General features: G+C 41.0%; 10 protein-coding genes. 3 read left to right on the top strand and 7 right to left on the bottom strand.

Features of this window, described 5'->3' with window-relative positions; genetic code table 11:
- Positions 1-68: 68 nt before the first annotated feature.
- From KEM09_RS13490 to KEM09_RS13480, 3 genes are all read right to left on the bottom strand, one after another.
- On the bottom strand, positions 69-896 hold the full coding sequence (locus KEM09_RS13490) for a hypothetical protein (RefSeq protein WP_212229062.1): 828 nt from the start codon (positions 894-896) through the stop codon (positions 69-71).
- A 151-nt stretch (positions 897-1,047) separates the two neighbouring features.
- On the bottom strand, positions 1,048-1,803 hold the full coding sequence (locus tag KEM09_RS13485; protein WP_212229060.1) for a copper homeostasis protein CutC: 756 nt from the start codon (positions 1,801-1,803) through the stop codon (positions 1,048-1,050).
- A complete protein-coding gene (locus tag KEM09_RS13480) occupies positions 1,796-3,712 on the bottom strand; it encodes an AMP-dependent synthetase/ligase (protein WP_212229058.1) in 1,917 nt (638 codons plus the stop codon). The genes KEM09_RS13485 and KEM09_RS13480 overlap by 8 nt, the downstream gene beginning before the upstream one ends.
- A 197-nt stretch (positions 3,713-3,909) precedes the next feature.
- Here KEM09_RS13480 and KEM09_RS13475 point away from each other — a divergent pair, with 197 nt between their 5' ends.
- Positions 3,910-5,253, top strand: a complete 1,344-nt coding sequence (locus KEM09_RS13475; RefSeq protein WP_212229056.1) for a tetratricopeptide repeat protein — start codon at positions 3,910-3,912, stop codon at positions 5,251-5,253.
- A 49-nt stretch (positions 5,254-5,302) separates the two neighbouring features.
- Here the strand turns inward: KEM09_RS13475 and KEM09_RS13470 are convergent, their stop codons facing one another.
- Positions 5,303-6,361 carry an aldose epimerase family protein gene (locus KEM09_RS13470; RefSeq protein ID WP_212229054.1) on the bottom strand — a complete coding sequence of 353 codons (1,059 nt, stop codon included), beginning with the start codon at positions 6,359-6,361 and terminating at the stop codon, positions 5,303-5,305.
- 342 nt (positions 6,362-6,703) lie between these two features.
- Here KEM09_RS13470 and purL point away from each other — a divergent pair, with 342 nt between their 5' ends.
- Positions 6,704-10,393, top strand: a complete 3,690-nt coding sequence (purL, locus tag KEM09_RS13465; RefSeq protein ID WP_212229052.1) for a phosphoribosylformylglycinamidine synthase — start codon at positions 6,704-6,706, stop codon at positions 10,391-10,393.
- Between the two features lie 340 nt (positions 10,394-10,733).
- Complete coding sequence (locus KEM09_RS13460) at positions 10,734-14,462, top strand: DEAD/DEAH box helicase (RefSeq protein ID WP_212229050.1); 3,729 nt, start codon at positions 10,734-10,736, stop codon at positions 14,460-14,462.
- Positions 14,463-14,803: 341 nt separating this feature from the next.
- Here KEM09_RS13460 and KEM09_RS13455 read toward each other — a convergent pair whose 3' ends face one another.
- From KEM09_RS13455 to KEM09_RS13445, 3 genes are all read right to left on the bottom strand, one after another.
- Complete coding sequence (locus KEM09_RS13455; RefSeq protein WP_212229048.1) at positions 14,804-16,576, bottom strand: AMP-dependent synthetase/ligase; 1,773 nt, start codon at positions 16,574-16,576, stop codon at positions 14,804-14,806.
- Between the two features lie 10 nt (positions 16,577-16,586).
- Positions 16,587-17,468 (bottom strand): lysophospholipid acyltransferase family protein, encoded by an 882-nt coding sequence (locus tag KEM09_RS13450; protein WP_212229046.1) that lies wholly within the window; start codon positions 17,466-17,468, stop codon positions 16,587-16,589.
- A 100-nt stretch (positions 17,469-17,568) separates the two neighbouring features.
- Entirely contained in the window at positions 17,569-21,642 is a 4,074-nt protein-coding gene (locus KEM09_RS13445; RefSeq protein WP_212229044.1) for a two-component regulator propeller domain-containing protein, read from the bottom strand.
- Positions 21,643-21,730 lie beyond the last annotated feature (88 nt).

The following is a 21,730-nucleotide window of genomic DNA, read 5'->3' as shown; positions in this document are numbered from 1 at the left end:
GTTCGCTATGTATAATACACAAAAAAAGAGTTGCATTTGCAACTCTTTTATGTATTTGATTTATTCTTTTATCGTCTTCTGCGTTTCTTGTTAATCGATCTCAGATTTTTCTTAGAGGAACTCCTGTATTGCGACCTTGTCTTGAGATATGCTTTTCTGTTATATTTTGGCTCATTCTTCCAACGACTATCATCAATCAGGTAAGTTATACCAATGGAGGTGGTGTAGTAGAAGTCGTTTGCTTCTGTTTGCACAACACCGCCACCTGGAAGTTCATATTCTTTATGCGCATCAAGTTCATCTGTAAAAGGGAATGTTCCAATGCCTTCAATATTAATACTCCATTGTGAGTTGAGCCATAAAGAAAGTCCAAAACCTCCAGAAAAGGTTGGTGTAATACCCGATGTCTCATTCCAAACAGAACCAAAATCCTGACCAAAATTTCCTCCATACACACCCCAATACTTTGTTGCATTATAATAAAGAGCACCAATTTGCCCTATGACATATGGATTAATGGTTCTTTGCTTGTAATAACCTAATAGGATATTAAGTGGCCGAAATGTAGCACCGACATTAAATTCTGTATAGATATTATCAAACCAAGCATTTTCTTGATTACCCGTAGTGTACTGGGTGCCACTCATTTTTCCACCCATTATAGAAGCTCTCGCTGTTAAGAAGGTATTAAGCTCCTTGTCTGCATTTATACCCAGTGACAGGTGGGTACGGCCGTCATCAACCAAATCCCCAAAGAAATGATTGGCACCAACACGTCCGGTAACACTAAAGCCTTCCCAGATTTTTGGTTTTCTTCTGCGCTGTGCATGTGATTCGGGTAGGATAGTTGCAAGCAGAACGGCAATTACAATAATATATCTTAATGATAATGGCATTCGTATGTGCTTTAAAATATGTTGTAAAAATGTAAAAAACTTTACGATTACAAAAATCTATTTATGCCAAAGATGTAATAAAGACTTCACTTTCTGAAAAAAAATTTACCGACATCAGGTTTTTCATAGTAAATGTAAGTTTTTTTTACATTTAAATTTCCATGACTGCATTTATCGTACTTTTTATTGTGTCCACATCTGAATAGAAACGACTAAATTCCGGAATGCCGCTAACCCCACTCATGTTAATATTTTGATTTTTAAATTTCATTGGTGAAGCAAACTCTTTTCGTGCTGAGAAATGAAATTCTTTAGCGCCTGTTTTTTGAGCAATTTCGGCAATGTTCTCAGGCTTCACTCCAGAGCCAACAAGTATTGTGATGCGATTATTGGCTTGCTTGATTATTTCTTTCAAAGTATTAATGCCCAGATGAGCTGTTTGTTCCATACCAGAAGTTAATATGCGGGCAGTGCCAAGATCTATCAGCTGTTCAAGTGCCTCCGAATGGTTGCGGCACATATCAAATGCTCTGTGAAATGTAAAAGGTAGATCTCCTGACGCCTGAATAAGTTTTCTTGTATTTTCAATATCAATATCTCCATTAGTTTTTAAACATCCGGAAACAATGCCATCAGCACCCAAATTTTTAGCCATCACGATATCGTTAAGCATAACGCTTACTTCGGCCTCAGAATAGACGAAGTCACCTCCTCGCGGCCTGATAATTATGAACAGTTTAACACCGGGTGCCATTTTTTTTACTTGTTGTATCATTCCGGCACTTGGGGTCGTGCCGCCTTCAAACAGGTTATCGCAAAGTTCGACCCGATGAGCACCTGCTGTCTGGGCATTGATAGCTGATTGAACTGAATCAATACAAATCTCAAATGTGTAGTTGTTATTCATTGTTAGACAGATAAATCCTTAAGTTATGAATGTTTGTCTCAGATAGAAAATTTTTCGCTTTGGGGGTATAAAGATAAGCTATCTCATCTGAAAAATGTTCCTCAACTTTAGGCCGAACCACTTTCATGGTGCTGTTTAAGAGTTTATTCTTCTCTGTAAAGCTTTCTTTTAAAACAACAAGGGTGCTTGGCAACCATCTTGAAGGGAAGTTAAAATTAGCACTATTGGTGGCTTTTATTTTTTCGATCTCCTCTTGAATGAGTTGTAATAGTTCTATCACCGTTTCATCGGATGTTGCGGATTTTCCATGTTTCTTTAGCCATAGATTAATTTTTTCTTTGTTAGGGACAATTAACCCGCTTGTAAAAGGATTTTGGTTATTGTGAAGAATAAACTGATCGATATACTGACAGTGGTCAATCACCGCCTCTTCAATTCCTTCGGGACTGTATTTTTCACCATCTGCACCAATTAATAAGCTCTTAAAACGCCCAAGTACATACAGATAATTCTGTTTGTCAAGATAGCCTAGATCGCCAGTGAACAGCCAGCCGTCTTTAATAGTCTCTTTGGTAGCTTCGGGATTGCGCCAGTAACCCTGCATCACATTCTCGCCTTTAATCACTATTTCGCCTTTTTCACCAATTGGTAAAGGGTGCCCATCGCTATCACAAATCTTAATTTTTAGCTGGTTAACAACTTTTCCGGAAGAGCCGAGTTTGTGAAATTTGGGCGTATTAGCTGAAATAATAGGTGAAGCCTCACTTAATCCGTAGCCTTGATACATTGGCGTGCCAATGGCATAAAAGAAACGCTGCAGTTCGATGTCTAAAAGAGCGCCTCCACCAATGAAGTACTGGAGGTTACCGCCAAATCGTTCCTTAATTTTGTTAAAAATAATGCGCTTGTAAAAGGCGTAAACCGGGTATAGTAGTCTTTTGAAACCTTTACCTGCATTTTGGCCATCGCTATTATACCAATACGCAAATTGTAAGCCCGATTGGAAGAGTTTATTGGCTGTTTCACCTTTGCTTTCAATGGCCTTTTCAATGTTCTTTTTAAAATTCTTGGCCAGTGCAGGTACACTCATTAATATTTCTGGTTTTATCTCCTGCATGTTGGTCACGAAGTTTTTAAGTGTTTCGTGTTGGTTGCGGCCCACCTGCACCGAGGCAATGGATGCACCTTTATGCATAAAAGAGTATAATGATGCAGTGTGCGCAAATGCATGGTCCCAGGGTAACACAACTAATGTTTTATAGTGCTGAGGTACGTTAATGTAACTAAATGCCTGTTCTACATTTGCGGTGTAATTTCTGTGAGAAAGTATAATGCCTTTAGGATCGGCTGTTGTGCCCGAAGTATAGCAGATGTTAGCATGAGTCTCGGGTTTTACTCTATCCATTGCTTCGGCCAAAGCTTTAGGTGCTTCATCGGCAAATTGAGTTCCCAAATGGAGTAGCTGGCTGATCGAAATTTCGTTTTCTTCCAGATTATCCATATCGTCCAAAACAATAACACGTTTGAGATAGGATAACTCTGCCTTAACAAGCCGTATTTTATCCAGTTGGTTGCGCGAAACGATGATGGTTTCTGATTGGGAGTGATTAAGTCTGAATATTAAATCATTATCCGCTTCCAGCTTGGTGGATAATGGTACGTTAATGGCACCTATGTGTAGAATGGCTAGTTCACTAATCAGCCAAAGTCTGCGACCTTCAGAAAGTAAAGCTACTCTGTCGCCGTGCTTAATATTTAAGGCCAGCAAAGCGTTACTGAATTGGTGTACTTCTTTTTGTGCCTCTTTATAAGTAGTTGCTATATATTTGTCTGTTTCCTTTTCCCAGATCAAAGGATTATTTGGATAGTTGCTGATACTATCTTCAAAAAAATTAATGATGCTTTTCATATTCCAGTTGTTTTCACCCGTTAAATGTAAGCTAAATTAATCAAAAGTTGAAGTGTTCGATATCGACCATCTTGTGTGTGTAAACGGACAAGATGGATGAATTGTTCGAAAAATTAACAGTCAGTAAATCAACATGAAGGATTTGTTGGCAAGGATGTTGAATGTTAATTATGAGTTAAAATTAAAACCTAATGACCATGAAGAGACATGCGCTGATTTTTATGCTATTAGTTGGGGTAATAGCAGGTACTTCCTATGTGAAAGCTCAAGATATTCAGAAAATGGATAGTGTTGAGTGTTTGAAAAACTATTCATTGTATAAAGAGGCACTGAAAAAGAAAATGTATGATTATTCTATTAGTGCCTGGCGTACAATGTTCAACCAATGCCCTGATGTGACCATTCGTTTATATGCCGATGGTGTTGATATTTATACCTACTATATCAAGAAGGAAAAAGACGAGTTAAAAAAGCAGGCTTTAGTTGATACGCTTTTAATGATATATGACCAACGTATTCAGTACTTTGGTAATCATCCGAAATATCCTGAAGCATGGGTGCTGGGACGTAAAGGTCTGGAGATTGTAACTTACAGGCGCGATGAGGTACCTGCACTCGAAGAGGCAGTAACATGTTTTGAGGCGTCATTTAATGAATTGGGCACTAAAATGGAGCCAATGGTGGCTGTTAACTGGCTTCAGGCAACAAATGCTTTACTGGATAATGGCGACAGAACATCAGAACAATTGCTTAATGTATATATGAATGTGGATGATGTATTGGCATATAATATTAAAAAGCAGAAGAATCCGAAGATTATAGAGATGTTGAATAAAGCCAGTAATACCTGTGTGGAGATTGTTGTGCGCAGTGGGCTTGATAACTGTGATGCCCTTCAGCAGTCGTTAATGGCTAAGTATGATGTGGTAAAGGATAGCCCGGATGGACTTGAGCGTCTGCTCAAGTTACTGGATGCTTTTAATTGTACTGATAGTGATTTGTATGCTGCTGCTGCTGAACGCAATTATGAATTATCGCCAACAGCAGAGGCTTCCTATTTATTGGCTAAATATTTCATTAAGCAGAATCAGTTTGATAAAGCGAAAGAGTATTATCTAAAAACAATCAGTCAGGCGGTTGATGATGATTTGCAGGCAAAATGCTTTTATGAGTTAGCAGTGGTTACCTTTTCTCATTACAAAAACAGTCCCGAAGCCCGTCAGTATGCTCAAAATGCATTGCAAAAGAATGGCAGTTGGGGTAAGCCACACATTTTAATTGGTAATATATATGCGCATGAGAGTCCTAAATACGGTGATAGTGACTTTGATCACCAAACTGTTTATTGGGTGGCCCTGGATCGTTTTACTAAAGCTAAGTCAATAGATCCGGAATGCGCAGCAGAAGCTGAGAAGCAAATAAATCTTTATTCACAATATATCCCCGATAAAGAAACTGGATTCTTCCATGGCGTGGAGGAAGGTGCTAATTACACCATTGGTTCCTGGATTAACGAAAAAACCATAGTAAGGTATCGCTAAGTGTGATAATAGAAAGCGGCAGGTTTAAATGAATCTGCCGCTTTTGCTTTTATATATCTGCTATACCAAACTTATATACGGTTGTTTGTTGGTATGTTTCTCCTGGCTTCAACTCTGCGCTTGGAAAGTTCGCTTTGTTAGGCGAATCGGGAAATTTTTGTGCTTCAAAGCAGATGCCGTAATGCGCTTTGAAAGGTATTTCATTTCTATTATAGCTACCATCCAGGTAGTTGCCACTGTAAACCTGAAAGCCGGGTTCTGTGGTGTAAAACTCTAAAGAACGACCTGTGCTTTCATCAACCAGCCTTGCGCCAATATTTAATTCGCCTTCAAACCCATTAATGACATAATTGTGATCGTAACCGCGGCCATCAACATCGCTAATGCGTTCACCAATTTTGCGTGGTAACAGAAAGTCCATTGGTGAGTTGTTAACTGGCACTATTTCGCCGGTGGGTATATCATTCTCGTCTTTAGGGGTAAAACTATCGGCATATAACACCATCAGATGATCAAGCACGTTGTGCTGCATACTCGATAGATTGAAGTAGGAGTGGTTCGTCAGGTTAATGACTGTTTTTTTATCGGTTGTTGCCTCATAGTCAATAACCAGTTCATTATCGAAAGTGAGGGTGTAGGTCATTTTAACCTCCAGGTTGCCAGGAAAGCCCTCTTCCATATCTTCTGATTTAAGTGTTAAAACAACACCAGTGCGTTTCGGCTCTTTAAAGGTTGTTAGCTGCCATACCTTCTGGTGAAAACCGCCGGGGCCACCGTGAAGAGAGTTGGAGCCATTGTTGCAGGCGAGCTTGTAGGTGTTGCCATCTAAAGTAAACTGTCCGTCTTTAATGCGGTTGGCATAGCGACCAATGGCAGCGCCAAAATACGGGCAATTGTTTTTATATGCTTCAGTCAGGTAATCTTCTACGTCATCAAATCCGAGCGCTATTTCAGCAAAATTTCCACGTCGGTCGGGAGTTTTGATGCTCATAATAATGCCACCGTAGTTGGTAATGGTTACCTGCGTGTGTTTGCGGTTCTGCAGCGTTACAGTTGTAATCTCTTGATTTAATGCAGGTATATACTGCCTTTTTTCATTAATTATCATAGTGGTGATTGTGGATTATATTAGCAAAAATAAGAAAAAAGATAATTTTAACATTTTATTACTTTTTATATTGCCTGCAATTAAAAAAGTAGTAGTTTTATACCTGAAAGATCGCACTATATCTTTCTGAATACTTGGCTACTTTATCCGAAAGGATATTTAAATAAGCGCAGGTAGTTTTTTGGTTTTAGAGAGAAGAGGTTATTCGTAAGAATGACCTCTTTATTTTTATATCAACAATTTGTTTAAAAGTTCATCAATTATCAACATCGTTCTAGGTGAAAACTACTGAACTATTATTAAATTTGCAGCTCATTAAAAACAAATTCAAAACATTCATTCATGGTTCTGTTTTTTAAGGGAAACTCCAAGCAGATTATTGCAGTAGGAACACAAGCCGAACTTTCATCTGAAAACATCAGTAAATTAGAGTGGCTATTTAGCGGGGCAAAGCTTTCTGAAAGTAAATCTTTAGAAGGCTTTTTTGTTGGTCCTCGTAAGGAAATGATTACTCCGTGGAGTACAAATGCTGTAGAAATAACTCAAAACATGGGTGTAGATGGTATTACACGTGTAGAAGAGTTTTTTGAAGTTGATTCTGAAAAAGCGGAATTTGATCCAATGCTTCAGGCAATGTATAAAGGGTTGGATGAATCAATTTTTACAATTGATAAGCAGCCTGAGCCTATTATTCGGATTGAAGATATAGCTGCCTATAATGTGCAGGAAGGATTGGCCTTGAGTGAAGATGAGATTGGCTATTTGAATAGCTTAAGCGAACGCTTGGGTCGTAAGCTGACAGATAGTGAGGTGTTTGGGTTTTCGCAGGTGAACTCAGAGCATTGCCGACATAAAATTTTCAACGGTATTTTCATCATTGATGGCGAGGAAAAAGAAAGTTCATTATTTCAGTTAATTAAGCGTACATCAAAAGAGAACCCTAATTATATTGTTTCAGCCTATAAAGATAATGTAGCATTTATTGAGGGCCCTAAAGCAATGCAGTTTGCTCCAGGTCGACAGGATACAGCTGATTTCTTCGAAACAAAGGATATAGACACGGTTCTTTCATTGAAGGCGGAAACGCATAACTTCCCAACTACTGTTGAGCCTTTTAATGGTGCTGCAACAGGTAGTGGAGGTGAGATTCGTGACCGTTTGGCAGGTGGACGAGGTTCGTTGCCATTGGCAGGTACAGCAGTTTACATGACTTCTTACTCACGTTCTGAGGAAGGTCGCTCGTGGGAGAAAGATATTCCAGCTCGTCAATGGTTGTACCAAACACCTGAGGAGATTTTGATTAAGGCTTCTAACGGAGCATCTGATTTTGGAAATAAGTTTGGCCAGCCCATGATTTGTGGTTCGGTGCTTACTTTTGAGCATTTCGAAAATCATAAGAAGTTTGCCTTTGATAAGGTAATCATGCTGGCCGGAGGTATTGGTTTTGGCCGTAAAGAGCACGCGTTAAAGAATGATCCTGAGAAGGGTGATAAGGTTGTTATTCTTGGTGGTGACAACTACCGCATTGGTATGGGAGGTGGAGCAGTTTCATCAGTGGCTACTGGTGAGTATGACAACTCTATTGAGCTGAATGCTGTTCAGCGCTCAAACCCTGAGATGCAGAAACGTGCCATGAATGCCATTCGTGCATTGGCCGAATCGGATGACAACCCAATAGTCTCGATTCATGACCACGGTGCAGGTGGTCACCTGAACTGTTTGTCGGAGTTGGTTGAAACTACCGGTGGTACAATTCATCTGGATAAACTGCCTGTTGGAGATCCAACATTATCATCGAAAGAGATTGCTGGTAACGAGTCGCAGGAGCGCATGGGATTGGTGCTGAAAGATAAGGATATCGAGAACCTGAAAAATATTTCGGCTCGTGAGCGTGCACCATTCTACGAAGTGGGCGAAACGACCGGTGATATGCATTTTAAGTTCGAAGATGATAAAGGAAATGCGCCAATCGATTGGCAGCTGGCCGATATGTTCGGTAATCCGCCAAAAACCATTATGAACGACGAAACGGCGGATGATAAATTTGAGGCTGTAGAGTATGAAACAACACAAGTAGAAAAATACATCAGTGATGTGCTGCAATTGGAAGCTGTTGCCTGTAAAGATTGGTTAACTAATAAAGTGGACCGCTCGGTTACAGGTAAGGTGGCGAAGCAGCAGTGTGCTGGTGAGATGCAGTTGCCTCTAAATAATCTGGGAGCTTGTGCCATTGATTTTAAAGGAGAGAAAGGTATTGCTACCTCTATTGGTCATGCACCAGCCATTGGTTTGGTAGATCCTGCTGCAGGAGCTGTTGTATCAGTAGCTGAAGCATTAACCAACCTGGTGTGGGCACCGCTTACGCATGGATTAAACGGTGTTTCTTTAAGTGCCAACTGGATGTGGCCTTGTAAAAATAAGGGTGAAGATAGTCGATTGTACCGCGCTGTTGAAGCGGTTAGTGATTTCAGTGTTGAGTTGGGAATTAACATTCCAACCGGTAAAGATTCACTGTCGATGACACAGAAGTATAAAGACGGTGACTTGGTTTACAGTCCCGGAACTGTTATCATCTCTGGTGCCGGTGAGGTGAACGACATTAAAAAGATTGTTGAGCCTGTATTAGTAAAAGATACGGAAACACATTTATTACATATTGACCTGTCGTTTGATAGTCTTAAGTTAGGTGGTAGTTCATTTGCCCAGGTAGTTAACAAGCTGGGAGCCGAAGCACCAACAGTAACAGATGCAGAGTATTTCAAGAATGGATTCAATGCTATTCAGGAGCTGATTAATAAAGGCCTTGTATTGGCTGGTCATGATGTGTCGGCTGGTGGTTTGGTGACTGCATTGCTGGAGATGAATTTTGCCAATACATCATTCGGTGCTAAGGTGAACCTGAACGATTATGAAGAAAAAGACCTGATTAAGTTGCTGTTCAGCGAAAATCCAGGTGTGCTTATTCAGGTGAAAGATTTGACTGAAGTAGCCGCTGTTTTGGAAGCTAATGGTATTCAGTTTAGTGAGTTGGGACAACCAATTGAATCACGTGAGCTGATTATCGAAAATCATGGCAAAATATTATCACTTGACATTGATAAGTACCGTAACGATTGGTACAAAACATCTTATTTGCTGGATCGCAAGCAGAGTGGAGAAGCCCTGGCTAAAGAGCGCTTCGACAACTATGCCAACCACGCATTGGATTACAATTTCCCAACCGCTTTTACCGGTCAGTTAGATCAGTGGAACCTGGTATTGGATCGTAAAGAGCGCTCAGGTATCAAAGCGGCTATCATCCGTGAGAAAGGTGTGAACGGCGATCGCGAGATGGCCTACAGTATGTTCCTGGCAGGTATGGATGTGAAAGATGTTCACATGACCGATTTAATTACTGGTCGTGAGACATTGGAAGATGTGAACATGATTGTGTTCGTTGGTGGATTCTCAAACAGTGACGTACTGGGTTCGGCCAAAGGATGGGCTGGCGCATTCCTTTACAATCCACAGGCAAAAAAGGCGCTTGATAACTTCTATGCCCGCAAGGATACACTGAGTTTAGGTATCTGTAACGGTTGTCAGCTAATGGTTGAGCTAGGCCTGGTGTACCCAGAGCACGAACAACAGCCTAAAATGCTGCACAATAACTCACATAAGTTTGAGTCTATCTTCCTGAATATGGAGATTCCGCAAAACGATACAGTGATGCTTAGCTCACTATCGGGCAGTAAACTGGGGGTTTGGGTAGCTCACGGAGAAGGGAAATACCAATTGCCATATGCTGAAGAGCAATACAATATTGTCGGTAAATATGCGCATGAAACATATCCTGCTAATCCAAACGGTAGCGATTATAACACCGCAGCTATCTGCTCTAATGATGGTCGTCACCTGGCAATGATGCCTCACCTGGAGCGCGCCATCTTCCCATGGCAATGGGGTTATTACCCGGCCGACAGAAAAGGGGATGAGGTATCACCATGGATTGAGGCTTTTGTAAATGCACGTAAATGGATTGAAGCTCAGAGCTAAGGTAAATAGAACTAAAATATAGTGTTTTATAGTGAACCTGTCAGGATTTTAAAGCCTGACAGGTTTTTTTCTTTTCTATAGCTAAAAATGATACCTGTTTGTGAGTTCCAAAACGGACTAGTTCCTATATGTTGTTTATAGTTACTACAAAAAATTGCCTGAACATATCAACGTAAGGGCAGTATTGATTCATTTCTAGTACAGGCGTGTGTTGTTTTTTTATACTCAGAGCTTCAGTTAGATATGTTTTCAGCAATGAAATACCCCATTTTTCATTGCTGATATTTGCTTTACTGTTCGTATTTTTGCGGATTAGCACTTTTCAAATTGAAAAAGGATTATGGCGGAAAGCGTGAGAGACTACATCAGTGATGCAATAGACTTTTATACATCAAATGATATAAGCAGTGCAGGTACCAACCTATATAAAGAAGGAAAAGTATCGCTGCAACTGTACCAGAAAGCACTGGATAACTGGATTTTTTCGGTGAAGGATACAAAAATGCACAAGGTGCAGATTCGTAACCTGAATCAGCGCCAGATAGAAACCATGTGTAATTGCTCGTATATTGGCGGGCGCTTTTGTGTGCACACGATTGCTGCTCTTCTGTTTATAGCCGATATAGATGGCAATATTCAGATGGGCTTTGAAAAGCGCGAAGAGCAATCCAGCCAGCGTGCTGTTTCGGGGCGTTCGGTATTAGGCTTTGAATTGCCATCATTTGAGCGTATCACTGAGTCATTTGTGAAGGAGAATACCACCTACTCGGTGCTGAGTGCTGTGTCGTATAGCTACCAGGTAAGCTATATATCTGAGCTGATTGTGCGCGACAATAAGCTGATAGTTGAGTTGGATCAGAACTTTAAAAAACACGCCAGACTTGTTTTTAGCTATATCGACGATAAGGTGTACATTTCACCTGAAGAGAAGACTAACTTGCAATCGCTCACCGAACCAGAGGTGGTTTGCTTGCTTAAGTTTGCGCGTTCTGCCAGTCCGGATATTCTCAAAAGAGTCTTTAAAAACAGCCTGGAAGGGGTGAAAACCGAAACGCTTCAGAAGCATGGAATAACCTCCGGCCGCTTCGATACCTATTTTACCATAGGTTTTGATGAAAAGCTGGGCTTGGTGGCTAAGCAAACTGATTTTGCCAAAGGACTAATACCGGTGCAGCCAGATGAAAAGCACATAGTGGATCAGATATTACACGAGATTGATGTAGAGACATTCCATCTGGAAACACAGGAGGAAGTGCAGAAGCAGGAGCGCGAAATGGGCTTTGTACTGGAGTTGCGTACCACTAAGACCTATTTCAGCGACAACTACGTTATTGAGCTGACGCCCATCATTGGTAAACCCAATAAAAAGCGCGATGCCTTAAGTTCACACATTGCCGAGTATGATGGCATGCACGAAGAGTATTTGCTAACAGTCAGCGGGCATCAGAAAGAATTGCTGGAGCTGATTGATGAATGTAATGCGCCCAGCAAAGCATCTGATTTATTCATTGTGCATAAGCGAATAATGGAGTTACTGGCACAAGAAAAGCATGTGTACATTAACCCATCGAATAATTATAAGCTGCGCCGTGCCGATTTGGAGCCGATTGAGATTGCCGCAGAGCCTATTGATGCTTTTTACGAGGTGAAAGAGGATGACACATTTGTGTACCTGAATCCTAAGCTGCGAATTGGTGACCGAACGTTAACAATTGATAACATTAATACGGAGCAATCGGGGCAATTTATTTATGTGATTGACGGCGCCTATTATGTTACGAAGGATTACCGCGTGGCTAAGCTGATTGTTGAGCACAATGAGCCCATTAAGATGGTGAAGACGCATAAAGACCTGTTCTTTGAGCAAGTGATAAAACCATTGGCACATAGCTTCGATATGGAGTTTGATAAGGGGATTTATGCCCTTGAAACGGCAGAGCTGGATTTTAAAAAGAAGCAAGTCTTCTTGTCAGAACGCGATCATCACCTCATTATCACCCCTCAGGTGGAGTATCATCATGGGGTATCGGTTAAACTCACTACCAATGGAAACATCCTTATTGAGGAGGATGATAAAACCATACAGTACAAGCGCAACTTTGAACTTGAGGATGATTTTGCAGAACAACTATCTACACTTCATCCTAAGTTTGAAGCACAAAAGAGCAGTAAAGTCTTTCATCTACACTATAACGAGTTTAGTCACGATATGTGGTTCTATCGTTTTTTTGATGCACTGCAGCACAACAATATAGAGGTGTATGGCCTGAAAGAGCTTAAGAGCTTCAAATACTCGCCGCATAAGGGGAAGATTTCGACGACCATCAGCTCGGGTCAGGATTGGTTTGATATTCAAATTAATGTGAGTTTTGGCGACAATGTGGTGAAGCTAAGTGAGATTCGTAAGGCGGTGATGAATAAACAGCGCTTTATTCAGTTAGCCGATGGTTCAGTGGGTGTGCTTCCCTCTGAATGGTTTCATCGTTTCGAGCGATACTTCAGGCATGGAGAAGTGAATGGGGAGCAGTTATCGGTTTCGAAGTTACGTTTTTCTATAATTGATGAACTGTTTGATAACATAGAGGATGCTGCCGTTGTGGAAGAACTGGCCGAGAAGCGCCGACGCCTGGCCGCCTTTACACAAATTGAAGCTACCGAGGTGCCTTCATCCATTAGTGCTGAGCTGCGCCATTATCAGAAAGAAGGCGTTAACTGGCTTAATTTCCTGCACGAGATGCAGTGGGGCGGCATCCTGGCCGATGATATGGGATTGGGAAAAACCTTGCAGGTGCTTACGTTCCTGCAGCAGGTGGTGGAACGCGATTCAACTACTAACCTCATTATTGTGCCTACTACGCTGCTGTTCAACTGGGAGAATGAAATACGTAAGTTTGCGCCAAAACTTCGGGCATACTATCATTACGGTGTCGACAGGGTGAATGATACCCGCTTGTTTGACGATTATGACATAGTATTCACGAGCTATGGTATTTTACTGCGCGATATTGAGCTACTGAAAGACTATCAGTTCAATTATATAGTGCTGGATGAATCGCAGGCTATCAAAAACCCGGCATCAAGAAGGTTTAAAGCAGCCAGTCTGCTAAAAGCCAAAGGTCGATTGGCTATGACAGGTACGCCAATTGAGAACAGTACCTTTGATTTATACGCACAAATGAGTTTTGTTAACCGCGGATTTCTGGGGTCTGTTTCTGGGTTTAAGGAAGGTTTTGCCAATGCCATTGATAAAGATGGTGATGAGTTGATAGGTAATGAGCTGCAGAAGCTGATTAATCCGTTTGTGTTGCGCCGTACCAAAGAGAAAGTGGCTTCAGAGCTGCCACCTAAAACAGAGGATGTTATCTTTTGTGAAATGGATACTGCTCAGCGTAAGGTGTATGATGCCTATCGCAATCAGTTTCGTGACCAACTGATTGGTAAAGTGGAGGACGAGGGCATTGGCAAAAGTAAGCTGATGGTGCTCGAAGCTTTAACCCGCTTGCGTCAGATTTGCGACTCGCCGCAGCTGGTGAAAGGTAGCAATTTTGATGTGACTGAATCGGTTAAAATTAAAGAGATTGTGCAGCACATCACCGATAAGACAGCGAATCATAAAATCCTCATCTTCTCACAGTTTGTGAAGATGCTGGGATTAATTAAAGATGAACTGAGCCGACGAAGTATTGATTTTGAATACCTAGATGGTAAAAGCTCAACTAAGCAGCGCGAACAATCGGTCAATAACTTTCAGACGAATGATGAGTTGCGTGTATTCCTGATTAGTCTCAAGGCTGGTGGAACAGGTCTTAACCTGACGGCTGCTGACTATGTGTATATTATCGATCCGTGGTGGAACCCGGCGGTGGAAAATCAGGCCATTGACCGTTGTTATCGCATTGGCCAGGATAAGAAAGTGTTTGCTTATCGCATGATTTGTCGCGATACAGTTGAAGAAAAGATATTGAAGCTGCAGGAACGTAAAAAGAAAGTAGCCGGCGATATCGTTCAAACGGATGAGGCCATCATGAAGAACCTTACCATCGACGATATCAAGGATTTATTGGGGTAATAAGATGAGGCAATACGGTTTTAGTGTATTGCATTCATCTCTCCTAAACTTTGACAGTTAGTGCCCATTAATGCATAAGGTAAATGCATTTTTGGTAACATGTTTTTTGACTATGTTTTTCCGACATAAGTAACGCCGTTTGGGACCTATTGGCAAAAGCGAAGAAAGGAAAAATTTGATTCCATGCTGTACATCTTTAAATTTTTCCAGAAGCGTTGCCCTAATGGGTAAACAAGTACTTTAGTCGGCGGCTTTTTTCTCACCTTTTTGAGCTGGAGGCAAAAAGGTGAAGCCCCAACGGCTTGAGTTGAGAAATGATTTTTTACTGCTATTGCTGTCCATCAATACATCGCTTCAATCGTATCGCTATAAATCTGGTTTACCTGCTTTCTTCGAACTTTTAATGAGTTGGTAAGCATCGAATTGTCGATGCTGAAAGGTTCGGGAAGTAAATGAAACTTAATCACATGCTCGTGCCTTGGTAAGTGGGTCTGGCATTTGGCTATTTCCTTTTCAATGAGTTTGTAGATAAATGGCTCTTTGAGTAAAACAGCCATATTCTCAGCTTTAATATTCTCAGAGTTAGCCAGTTTTTCAATAGCCGGATAGGTAGGCACGATAAGCGCAGTAAGGTATTTGCGGTTGTCTCCTATAATGCATATTTGCTCAATAAACTTACTTTTAGAGAGCTCCAATTCTATTTTCTGTGGCGAAATATACTTGCCAGTAGACGTTTTTATGATGTCCTTGATGCGCTCGGTCATATGCAACTTGCCCGGTTGCGGAATAGAGCCCTGATCGCCCGTATAATACCAGCCATCTTTTAGCACTTCTGCAGTTTGTTCTGGTTTCTTGTAATAACCCGAGAATACTGTTTCCCCTTTTACCAGTATCATGTTCTCTTCATTGATTTTCACTTCAATATCGGGCATGATATCTCCTGTATAATCAAAATCGTAGTTCTGATTGGGCATACACGAAACGGTGGCTGTTGTTTCTGTAGTGCCATACCCATAGCAGATGTGTAAGCCTATGCTATGGAAAAAGCGCAACAGAAAGTTATTTAATGCAGAACCGGCACAAGGCATAAAGCGGATATTGCCGCCAAATACCTGTTTGATTTTTTTGTATACCAACGCATTGGCAATTCGCCTTTTGACAGACAGGCTGATTGGCGCTGGTCGATTGTCTTTCTCATACTCAATGTACGACTGCCCGGTTTTAACAGCCCAGTTAAATACGTTTTTTTGCCATTGAGGCCATTTGTCGGCCGTTTGTTGGATGGCATCATATGTTTTCTCAAAAAAGCGAGGTACCACACACATAACTGTTGGACTGGCCTTTGGTAATTCTTCTATTATAGCCTTAGGATTGACGTTATAGACATTGGTTCCGCCACAGTGAAGCAGGTAGTAGGTCCAGGTGCGCTCAAATACATGGCTAAGGGGCAAAAAGCACATTGACACATCGCTCTCAGATAAGCTAAGTCTTTGATCATGTATTTTAAAAGCGTGCATAAAATGGCTGTGGTGCAACATTGCGCCTTTGGGCTCACCTGTTGTACCCGAAGTATAAATGATTGTTGCCAAATCATCAGCTTGGCCTTCTTCTAAGTGACGATTAAGTGGAGTAGCCTGCTCTTCACAATTCGCTTCTAGGATTTGTTCAAAAGTAAATATGCGTTCATCATTATTGACGCTGCAGTTAAAAGTAACCACGTACTTTAAACTGCTGGTTTCATCTAACGCTTTTTGTGCATTCACCAGTTGCTCATCATCACCCACAAACAGGATTTCCATCTCTGTTTCGTCAATGATGTATTTTAACTGCTCAAAAGTTGCAGTGGGGTAGAGCGGAACCACCACTGACCTGATGGAGAGTATGGCTAAGTCGCTAATGGTCCATTGTGGTCTGTTTTGACTGTATATGCCAATATTGCTACCTGTTGTTGAGTTTTTGCTTAGAAGGAACTTAGCAATCTGTTCGGATTGCTCTTTAAATGTTAGCCAGGATATAGATTGGTAAGACTCATCTCTTTTATAACGAAATACTTCACGCTTGGTGTATTTGTCAGCTCTGTTGCGGAGCATTCTGGCAATTGTGTTTTCCTGCATGGCGATATATTTATTGTTTTGGCGAACGTTTCCATCGGCGGTGTGACCACAACCAATCCTGAGGCTTGGCTGTAATTACTTCCTCCAGTTTGTTTTTGTATAGGCGCGTAATTTCTCCTTCGTTTAACTTGTTTGGTGTTTCGGTAAGTGTTGATAGAGTGACTTCGTAATAGCCTCTTTTAACGCGCTGAATATCGATGTACGCCACCGGGTAATTATATTTTCTGGCATATTTCTCAGGTCCGTATAAGAAGGCTGTTGGCCGATTGAAGAAATCAAACCAGAAAGCATTATCAAGTTGCTTACCATTTGCCGGACTCTGGTCGGCCGCCATCAGGTAAACACATTTTTTATTCTTAGATCTCTCAAACAATTCAGATGTTTCGTAGATAGACACCAGTTCGGTGCCGCATTTTACCCGGCTTCGCTTAAGTATCTTGTTAATGTATTTGTTCTTGAGAGGTTTGTACAGGGCTGCAAACTGGTTGTTGCATTGCAGGCTGCCAGATTGACTGCCCCATTCCCAGTTGGCATAATGGGCTGTAACACCAATGACGCCATCGTATTTATTCAGCAGTGATTCCAGCAACTCAGGATTAAGTATTTTATGCCGTTTTACTATTGAGGAACGTTTCATCGAAAACGCTTTGAAGCTCTCCAACAGGTTGTCGGTAAGGTTACGGTAAAATCCTCTGGCAATTGTTTCAATCTCACCACTTGACTTTTCAGGGAATGCCTGATGAAGGTTCTCAAATATCACTTTATGGCGATACTTGATGACTTTGCCCATTATCAGGGCTGCAAAATCGGACAATCCGTAAAGCAGTTTAAATGGCATTATGCTTACCAACCCAACAAATGATAAGAAAATGCAAGTTGTGAATATATGCATCAATAATATAGTGTTTCCTTATGATTCCGTATGCTTTACTGCAGATGATATGCCAAGGTTACAAATTGGACCATTTATTTGTTAACAGATTTTTATAGCGCTAATTCCAACGCTGATGAGCTTGTTTATATTGTCCGGGTGACATATTAAATTCCTTTTTAAAGCTTTTAATAAAGTACGAGCTGCTATTAAAACCTACTTTATAGGCTATCTCACTAATCTGATCATCACTGCTTATAAGTTTCGCAGCTGCTTCTTTCAGGCGGATAGTTCTAATAAAGTCAGTGGTTGATTTGCCGGTTAATGCCTTTATTTTGCGGTGAAGGTTACTGCGACTCATAGCCAGTTCATTACCTAATTCCTCAACGCCAAAGCTTTCATCTTCCATATTTGCTTTTACAATATCAATGGCTTTTGTAATAAAGGTTTCATCTACCGACGTACTGGTAATCTCAGATGGTAAAATAATGGCATTGCCGGTGAAAATCTCTTTTAGCTTCTCCCTGCTTTTTAGTAAGTTATCAATGTAGGCTTTTAATAGTTCCGGGTTAAAAGGTTTTGGTACATAGGCGTCAGCACCAGTATTAAGGCCTTCTATTTTATTTTCAACCGATGTTTTGGCAGTCAGTAAAATAACCGGAATATGGCTCGTTTGCAGGTCAGATTTGATTTGCATACATAATTCAATGCCATCCATTACGGGCATCATTACATCAGATATGACGAGATCAAAAGTTCGCTTTTTGAGCAACTCAAAGGCTTGCTGCCCATTATTAGCACTTTTAACCCGGTAGCGCTCTTGAAGTACCGACGTTAAAAAATCGACTACCTGCTGATTATCATCTACAATAAGCAGGTGATATTTTTGTTTATCTTCACTATCTGGTGTTGCCTTTTTAGGCGTGGTGGGTTCCGCTTTCTCAACAAACGTTTCATTGACAGGTAAATCAGTATGCTGCTGTATGCCTGAATTAACGACTGGTAATGCCACAGTAAAGGTGGTGCCCTTGTTTTTGGCAGAATCCACAGAAATTGTTCCGCCGTGCAGCTGGACGAGCGATTTGGTTAAGGCCAGTCCAATGCCAGTACCGGCTACTGCTTTATTCTCCTGCTTGAAGCGTTTGTATTGTTTAAATACTTCTTCGGGCGTATCACTGTCGATACCTATGCCATCGTCGCTTACCTTAATTAGCAGTTGCTGGTGTTCAATAACGGCATTCTGAGTTAGTTGCATGTTCAATGAAACATGGCCTTGCTCTTTTCCATATTTAAAAGCATTTGAGAGCAGGTTATAGATTACCTTCTCAATTATGTCTTCATCGAACTGGATATTGAGCTGATCAATGTTGCTTTGAATGCTAAAACTCATATTGCGCTCAGCCGCCATGTATCTGAAAGATTCACCATATTCTTTAATACAGGAAACAATATCACCGGTTTTAATATTCAGCTCCATCGAGCCGGTTTCAACCTTTCTGAAATCCATTACCTGATTAATTAAGCGTAATAGCAGGTTCGTATTTTTATGGGCTATGCTAAACAGTTTTTCATCATCACTATTGAGTGATAGCTTGCTCTTTAATGTCTCAAGTGGTCCTGAAATCAAGGTTAGTGGGGTGCGGAACTCATGCGATATATTGGTGAAAAACTGCAGACGCATCTGGTTCAGTTCTTTAATCTTTTCGCGCTCCATAACTTCAAATTCAAGCTTTCTTCTCAGGTCAATCCATAATACTGTATAGCGTATATAGGCATACATTACTCCGCCTATAATAAGGAAATAGGCAACATAAGCATACCAGCGTTTCCACCAGGGAGCCAGTACTTTGATTTTCAAACTGGTTTCGGAGTTGCTCCATACACCATCGTTATTGGCCGCTTTCACTTTAAAGGTATAGTCGCCGGGCTTGAGGTTATTGTATTTCACCAGTCGGTTAGATGATGCTTTACTCCATTCCTCTGAAGTATTTTCAAGTACATAGCTGTACGAGTTTTTTTCTGAAATAAAGTAGTTAATAGCGACGAATTCAATGCCGATGTTTGTCTGGTTATGGTTCAGAACTATTTCTTTGGTATCAGCTATATTGTGTGAAAGCGGGCTGTCTTCTTCGCCAGCTTTTACAGGTGTATTGTTAATGTATAATTCAGCTAACAGTACCTTGGGTACATTGTCGTTAACCTTAATCACATTCGGGTCAAATACATTTAGGCCCTTTACACCACCCACCATTAACTTGCCATTGTTGGAATACAAAAGGCTGTTAAATGTACTACCCAGCAAACCATCACGGGTGTCATAATTCTGAATACGACCGGTTTCAATCTCGTACTTGGTTAAGCCACCGTGTGTAGCAAACCAAATGTTCTGGCTATCGACTTCAAGGATATCATACACCTGCTCTTGCGCCAGTCCGTCGTTAATGGTCAGGTTTACTATATCTCCATTATCAGGGTCGATTTTGAAAATACCACCACCGTTGGAACCAATCCATATTTGTCCATCACTGGTTTCTTTTATGCTGAGTATGGCATTCTTACCTACACCACTATCGTTGATGCGATCAAACAGGTACCTGATGTATTTCTTTTCATTATTTAACCAAACATAGATGCCATTACTGGTCCCAATCCATAGGTTTTTTTGTGAATCAACAAATAAACTCAGGATGTAATCATTCATTACCTCGTTTAATTCGGGGTATTCATCTTTTAAGTGGATAAAGGATTTTTGATTGATGTCAAATTCGTACAGACCATTGCCCAGTGTACCAATCCATAGTTTGTCTTTTTTTTGCTGAGTGATGGACCAGACAGAAATGGAGACAGCCTCACTGTCTATTATATTGCTTGGATTATAGGTGATTAGTTCATTGGTGGTTTCGTTGAGGTGGGCCAGGCCGCTGCCATAGGTCCCCAGCCATATATTTTGTTTATCGTCTTCGTATATACGCTTGATTACATTGCTTTTTAGGTTGGAAGATAGCTGATTGTAACTCCTGAATGTTTCATTAGAGACGTCAAATAAATTAAGACCGCCTCCGTCTGTACCTACCCATATGCGTCCCTTAGAGTCCTCAAGTAGCGAAAGGATCGTATTATCACTGATGCTTTGTGGGTTCAGCGCCTGGTGAGTAAAGTGCTGAAAACGGTTACGATCCATATTGATAATGCGTACGCCTTTGCCTATTGTGCCCACCCAATAGAGCCCGTTACTATCTATATATACCGAGAAGACAGCTTTGGTATCGAGCTGTTCGAAGGCATTGTTCTGATTTCTGTTGTTAATAACTTCCTTATGTATAGGATCGATGCTAATAATACCTCCACCATCTACAGCCGCCAATATGGTGCCGTCCTTATCGAGTGTCAGAGAGAGGATGATGTTCAGGTTGGTTTTAACCTTGCTTCCTTTCATGTCGAAGCGCTCATAAACCTTCATCTCTTTATCGAACCGGTACAAACCCATATTATCAGTCGCAATCCAGATGCTTCCGCTCCCATCATCTAACAATGAGTTAATTTGCATCGTAGGAAACTCAAAATTGATAAAGAAGTGTTCTTTAGGATTAAACATGCTCAGGCCATTGCCATAGGTTCCAATCCATAGTTCACCGTTATAGCCTTCGGTAATGGCCGAAATGGTGTTTATATAAGTATCAATGGTGTCGTTTTGTGAGAAGCACGAAAAACCGTCTATCTGCTTATGGTAATAGTGTAATCCTCCCCCCATGGTTCCTACCCACATTTGCCCCCGACTATCGAGCAGCAAGGCACCAATCTGATTATTGGTTAAGGCGGCCGGTTGCTCATCATCAGCCCAATAGCGCGTAAAGCTCTCCGTGTCTTTATCGTATTTGTTTAAACCAAACTTTGTGCCTACCCAAATGTTACCGTCATTATCTTCAAGTAGCTGAGTGATGAAATTACTTGTCAGGCTTGTTTCCTTATCCGTAGTGCTGAAATAGGTTTTAACGTCATAGCCATTATAACGGTTGAGACCATAATAAGTGCTGAACCACATATAACCACGACTGTCCTGCAGAATGCCATTAACAGAGTTATTACTGAGGCCATTCTCCGTATCCAGACCATTAAAGCCATATTTTGAGTATTGGGCCTTTAATGAAAACAGCAATACGAATAAGAAGGTAGCTATGATATATAAACGCAGCATGGACGGTATTTTTAAGAGTGGTGAAGATATAAAAAATAAAGAGCATTGTTTTTCTTATGATAGTTAAATAAGCGCTTTCGAAATATTT

The organism is Carboxylicivirga mesophila (genome assembly GCF_018271975.1).
In the GTDB taxonomy this organism is placed as follows: domain Bacteria; phylum Bacteroidota; class Bacteroidia; order Bacteroidales; family Marinilabiliaceae; genus Carboxylicivirga; species Carboxylicivirga mesophila.
Note: the sequence above shows the minus strand (reverse complement) of the source record. Positions and strands in the feature narration are given on the sequence as shown.

Bases quoted from the DNA above. Each gene is read 5' to 3' on its own strand.
- KEM09_RS13490 (WP_212229062.1), bottom strand. From the start codon at position 896: ATGCCATTATCATTAAGATATATTATTGTAATTGCCGTTCTGCTTGCA.
- KEM09_RS13485 (WP_212229060.1), bottom strand. From the start codon at position 1,803: ATGAATAACAACTACACATTTGAGATTTGTATTGATTCAGTTCAATCA.
- KEM09_RS13480 (WP_212229058.1), bottom strand. From the start codon at position 3,712: ATGAAAAGCATCATTAATTTTTTTGAAGATAGTATCAGCAACTATCCA.
- KEM09_RS13475 (WP_212229056.1), top strand. From the start codon at position 3,910: ATGAAGAGACATGCGCTGATTTTTATGCTATTAGTTGGGGTAATAGCA.
- KEM09_RS13470 (WP_212229054.1), bottom strand. From the start codon at position 6,361: ATGATAATTAATGAAAAAAGGCAGTATATACCTGCATTAAATCAAGAG.
- purL (WP_212229052.1), top strand. From the start codon at position 6,704: ATGGTTCTGTTTTTTAAGGGAAACTCCAAGCAGATTATTGCAGTAGGA.
- KEM09_RS13460 (WP_212229050.1), top strand. From the start codon at position 10,734: ATGGCGGAAAGCGTGAGAGACTACATCAGTGATGCAATAGACTTTTAT.
- KEM09_RS13455 (WP_212229048.1), bottom strand. From the start codon at position 16,576: ATGCAGGAAAACACAATTGCCAGAATGCTCCGCAACAGAGCTGACAAA.
- KEM09_RS13450 (WP_212229046.1), bottom strand. From the start codon at position 17,468: ATGCATATATTCACAACTTGCATTTTCTTATCATTTGTTGGGTTGGTA.
- KEM09_RS13445 (WP_212229044.1), bottom strand. From the start codon at position 21,642: ATGCTGCGTTTATATATCATAGCTACCTTCTTATTCGTATTGCTGTTT.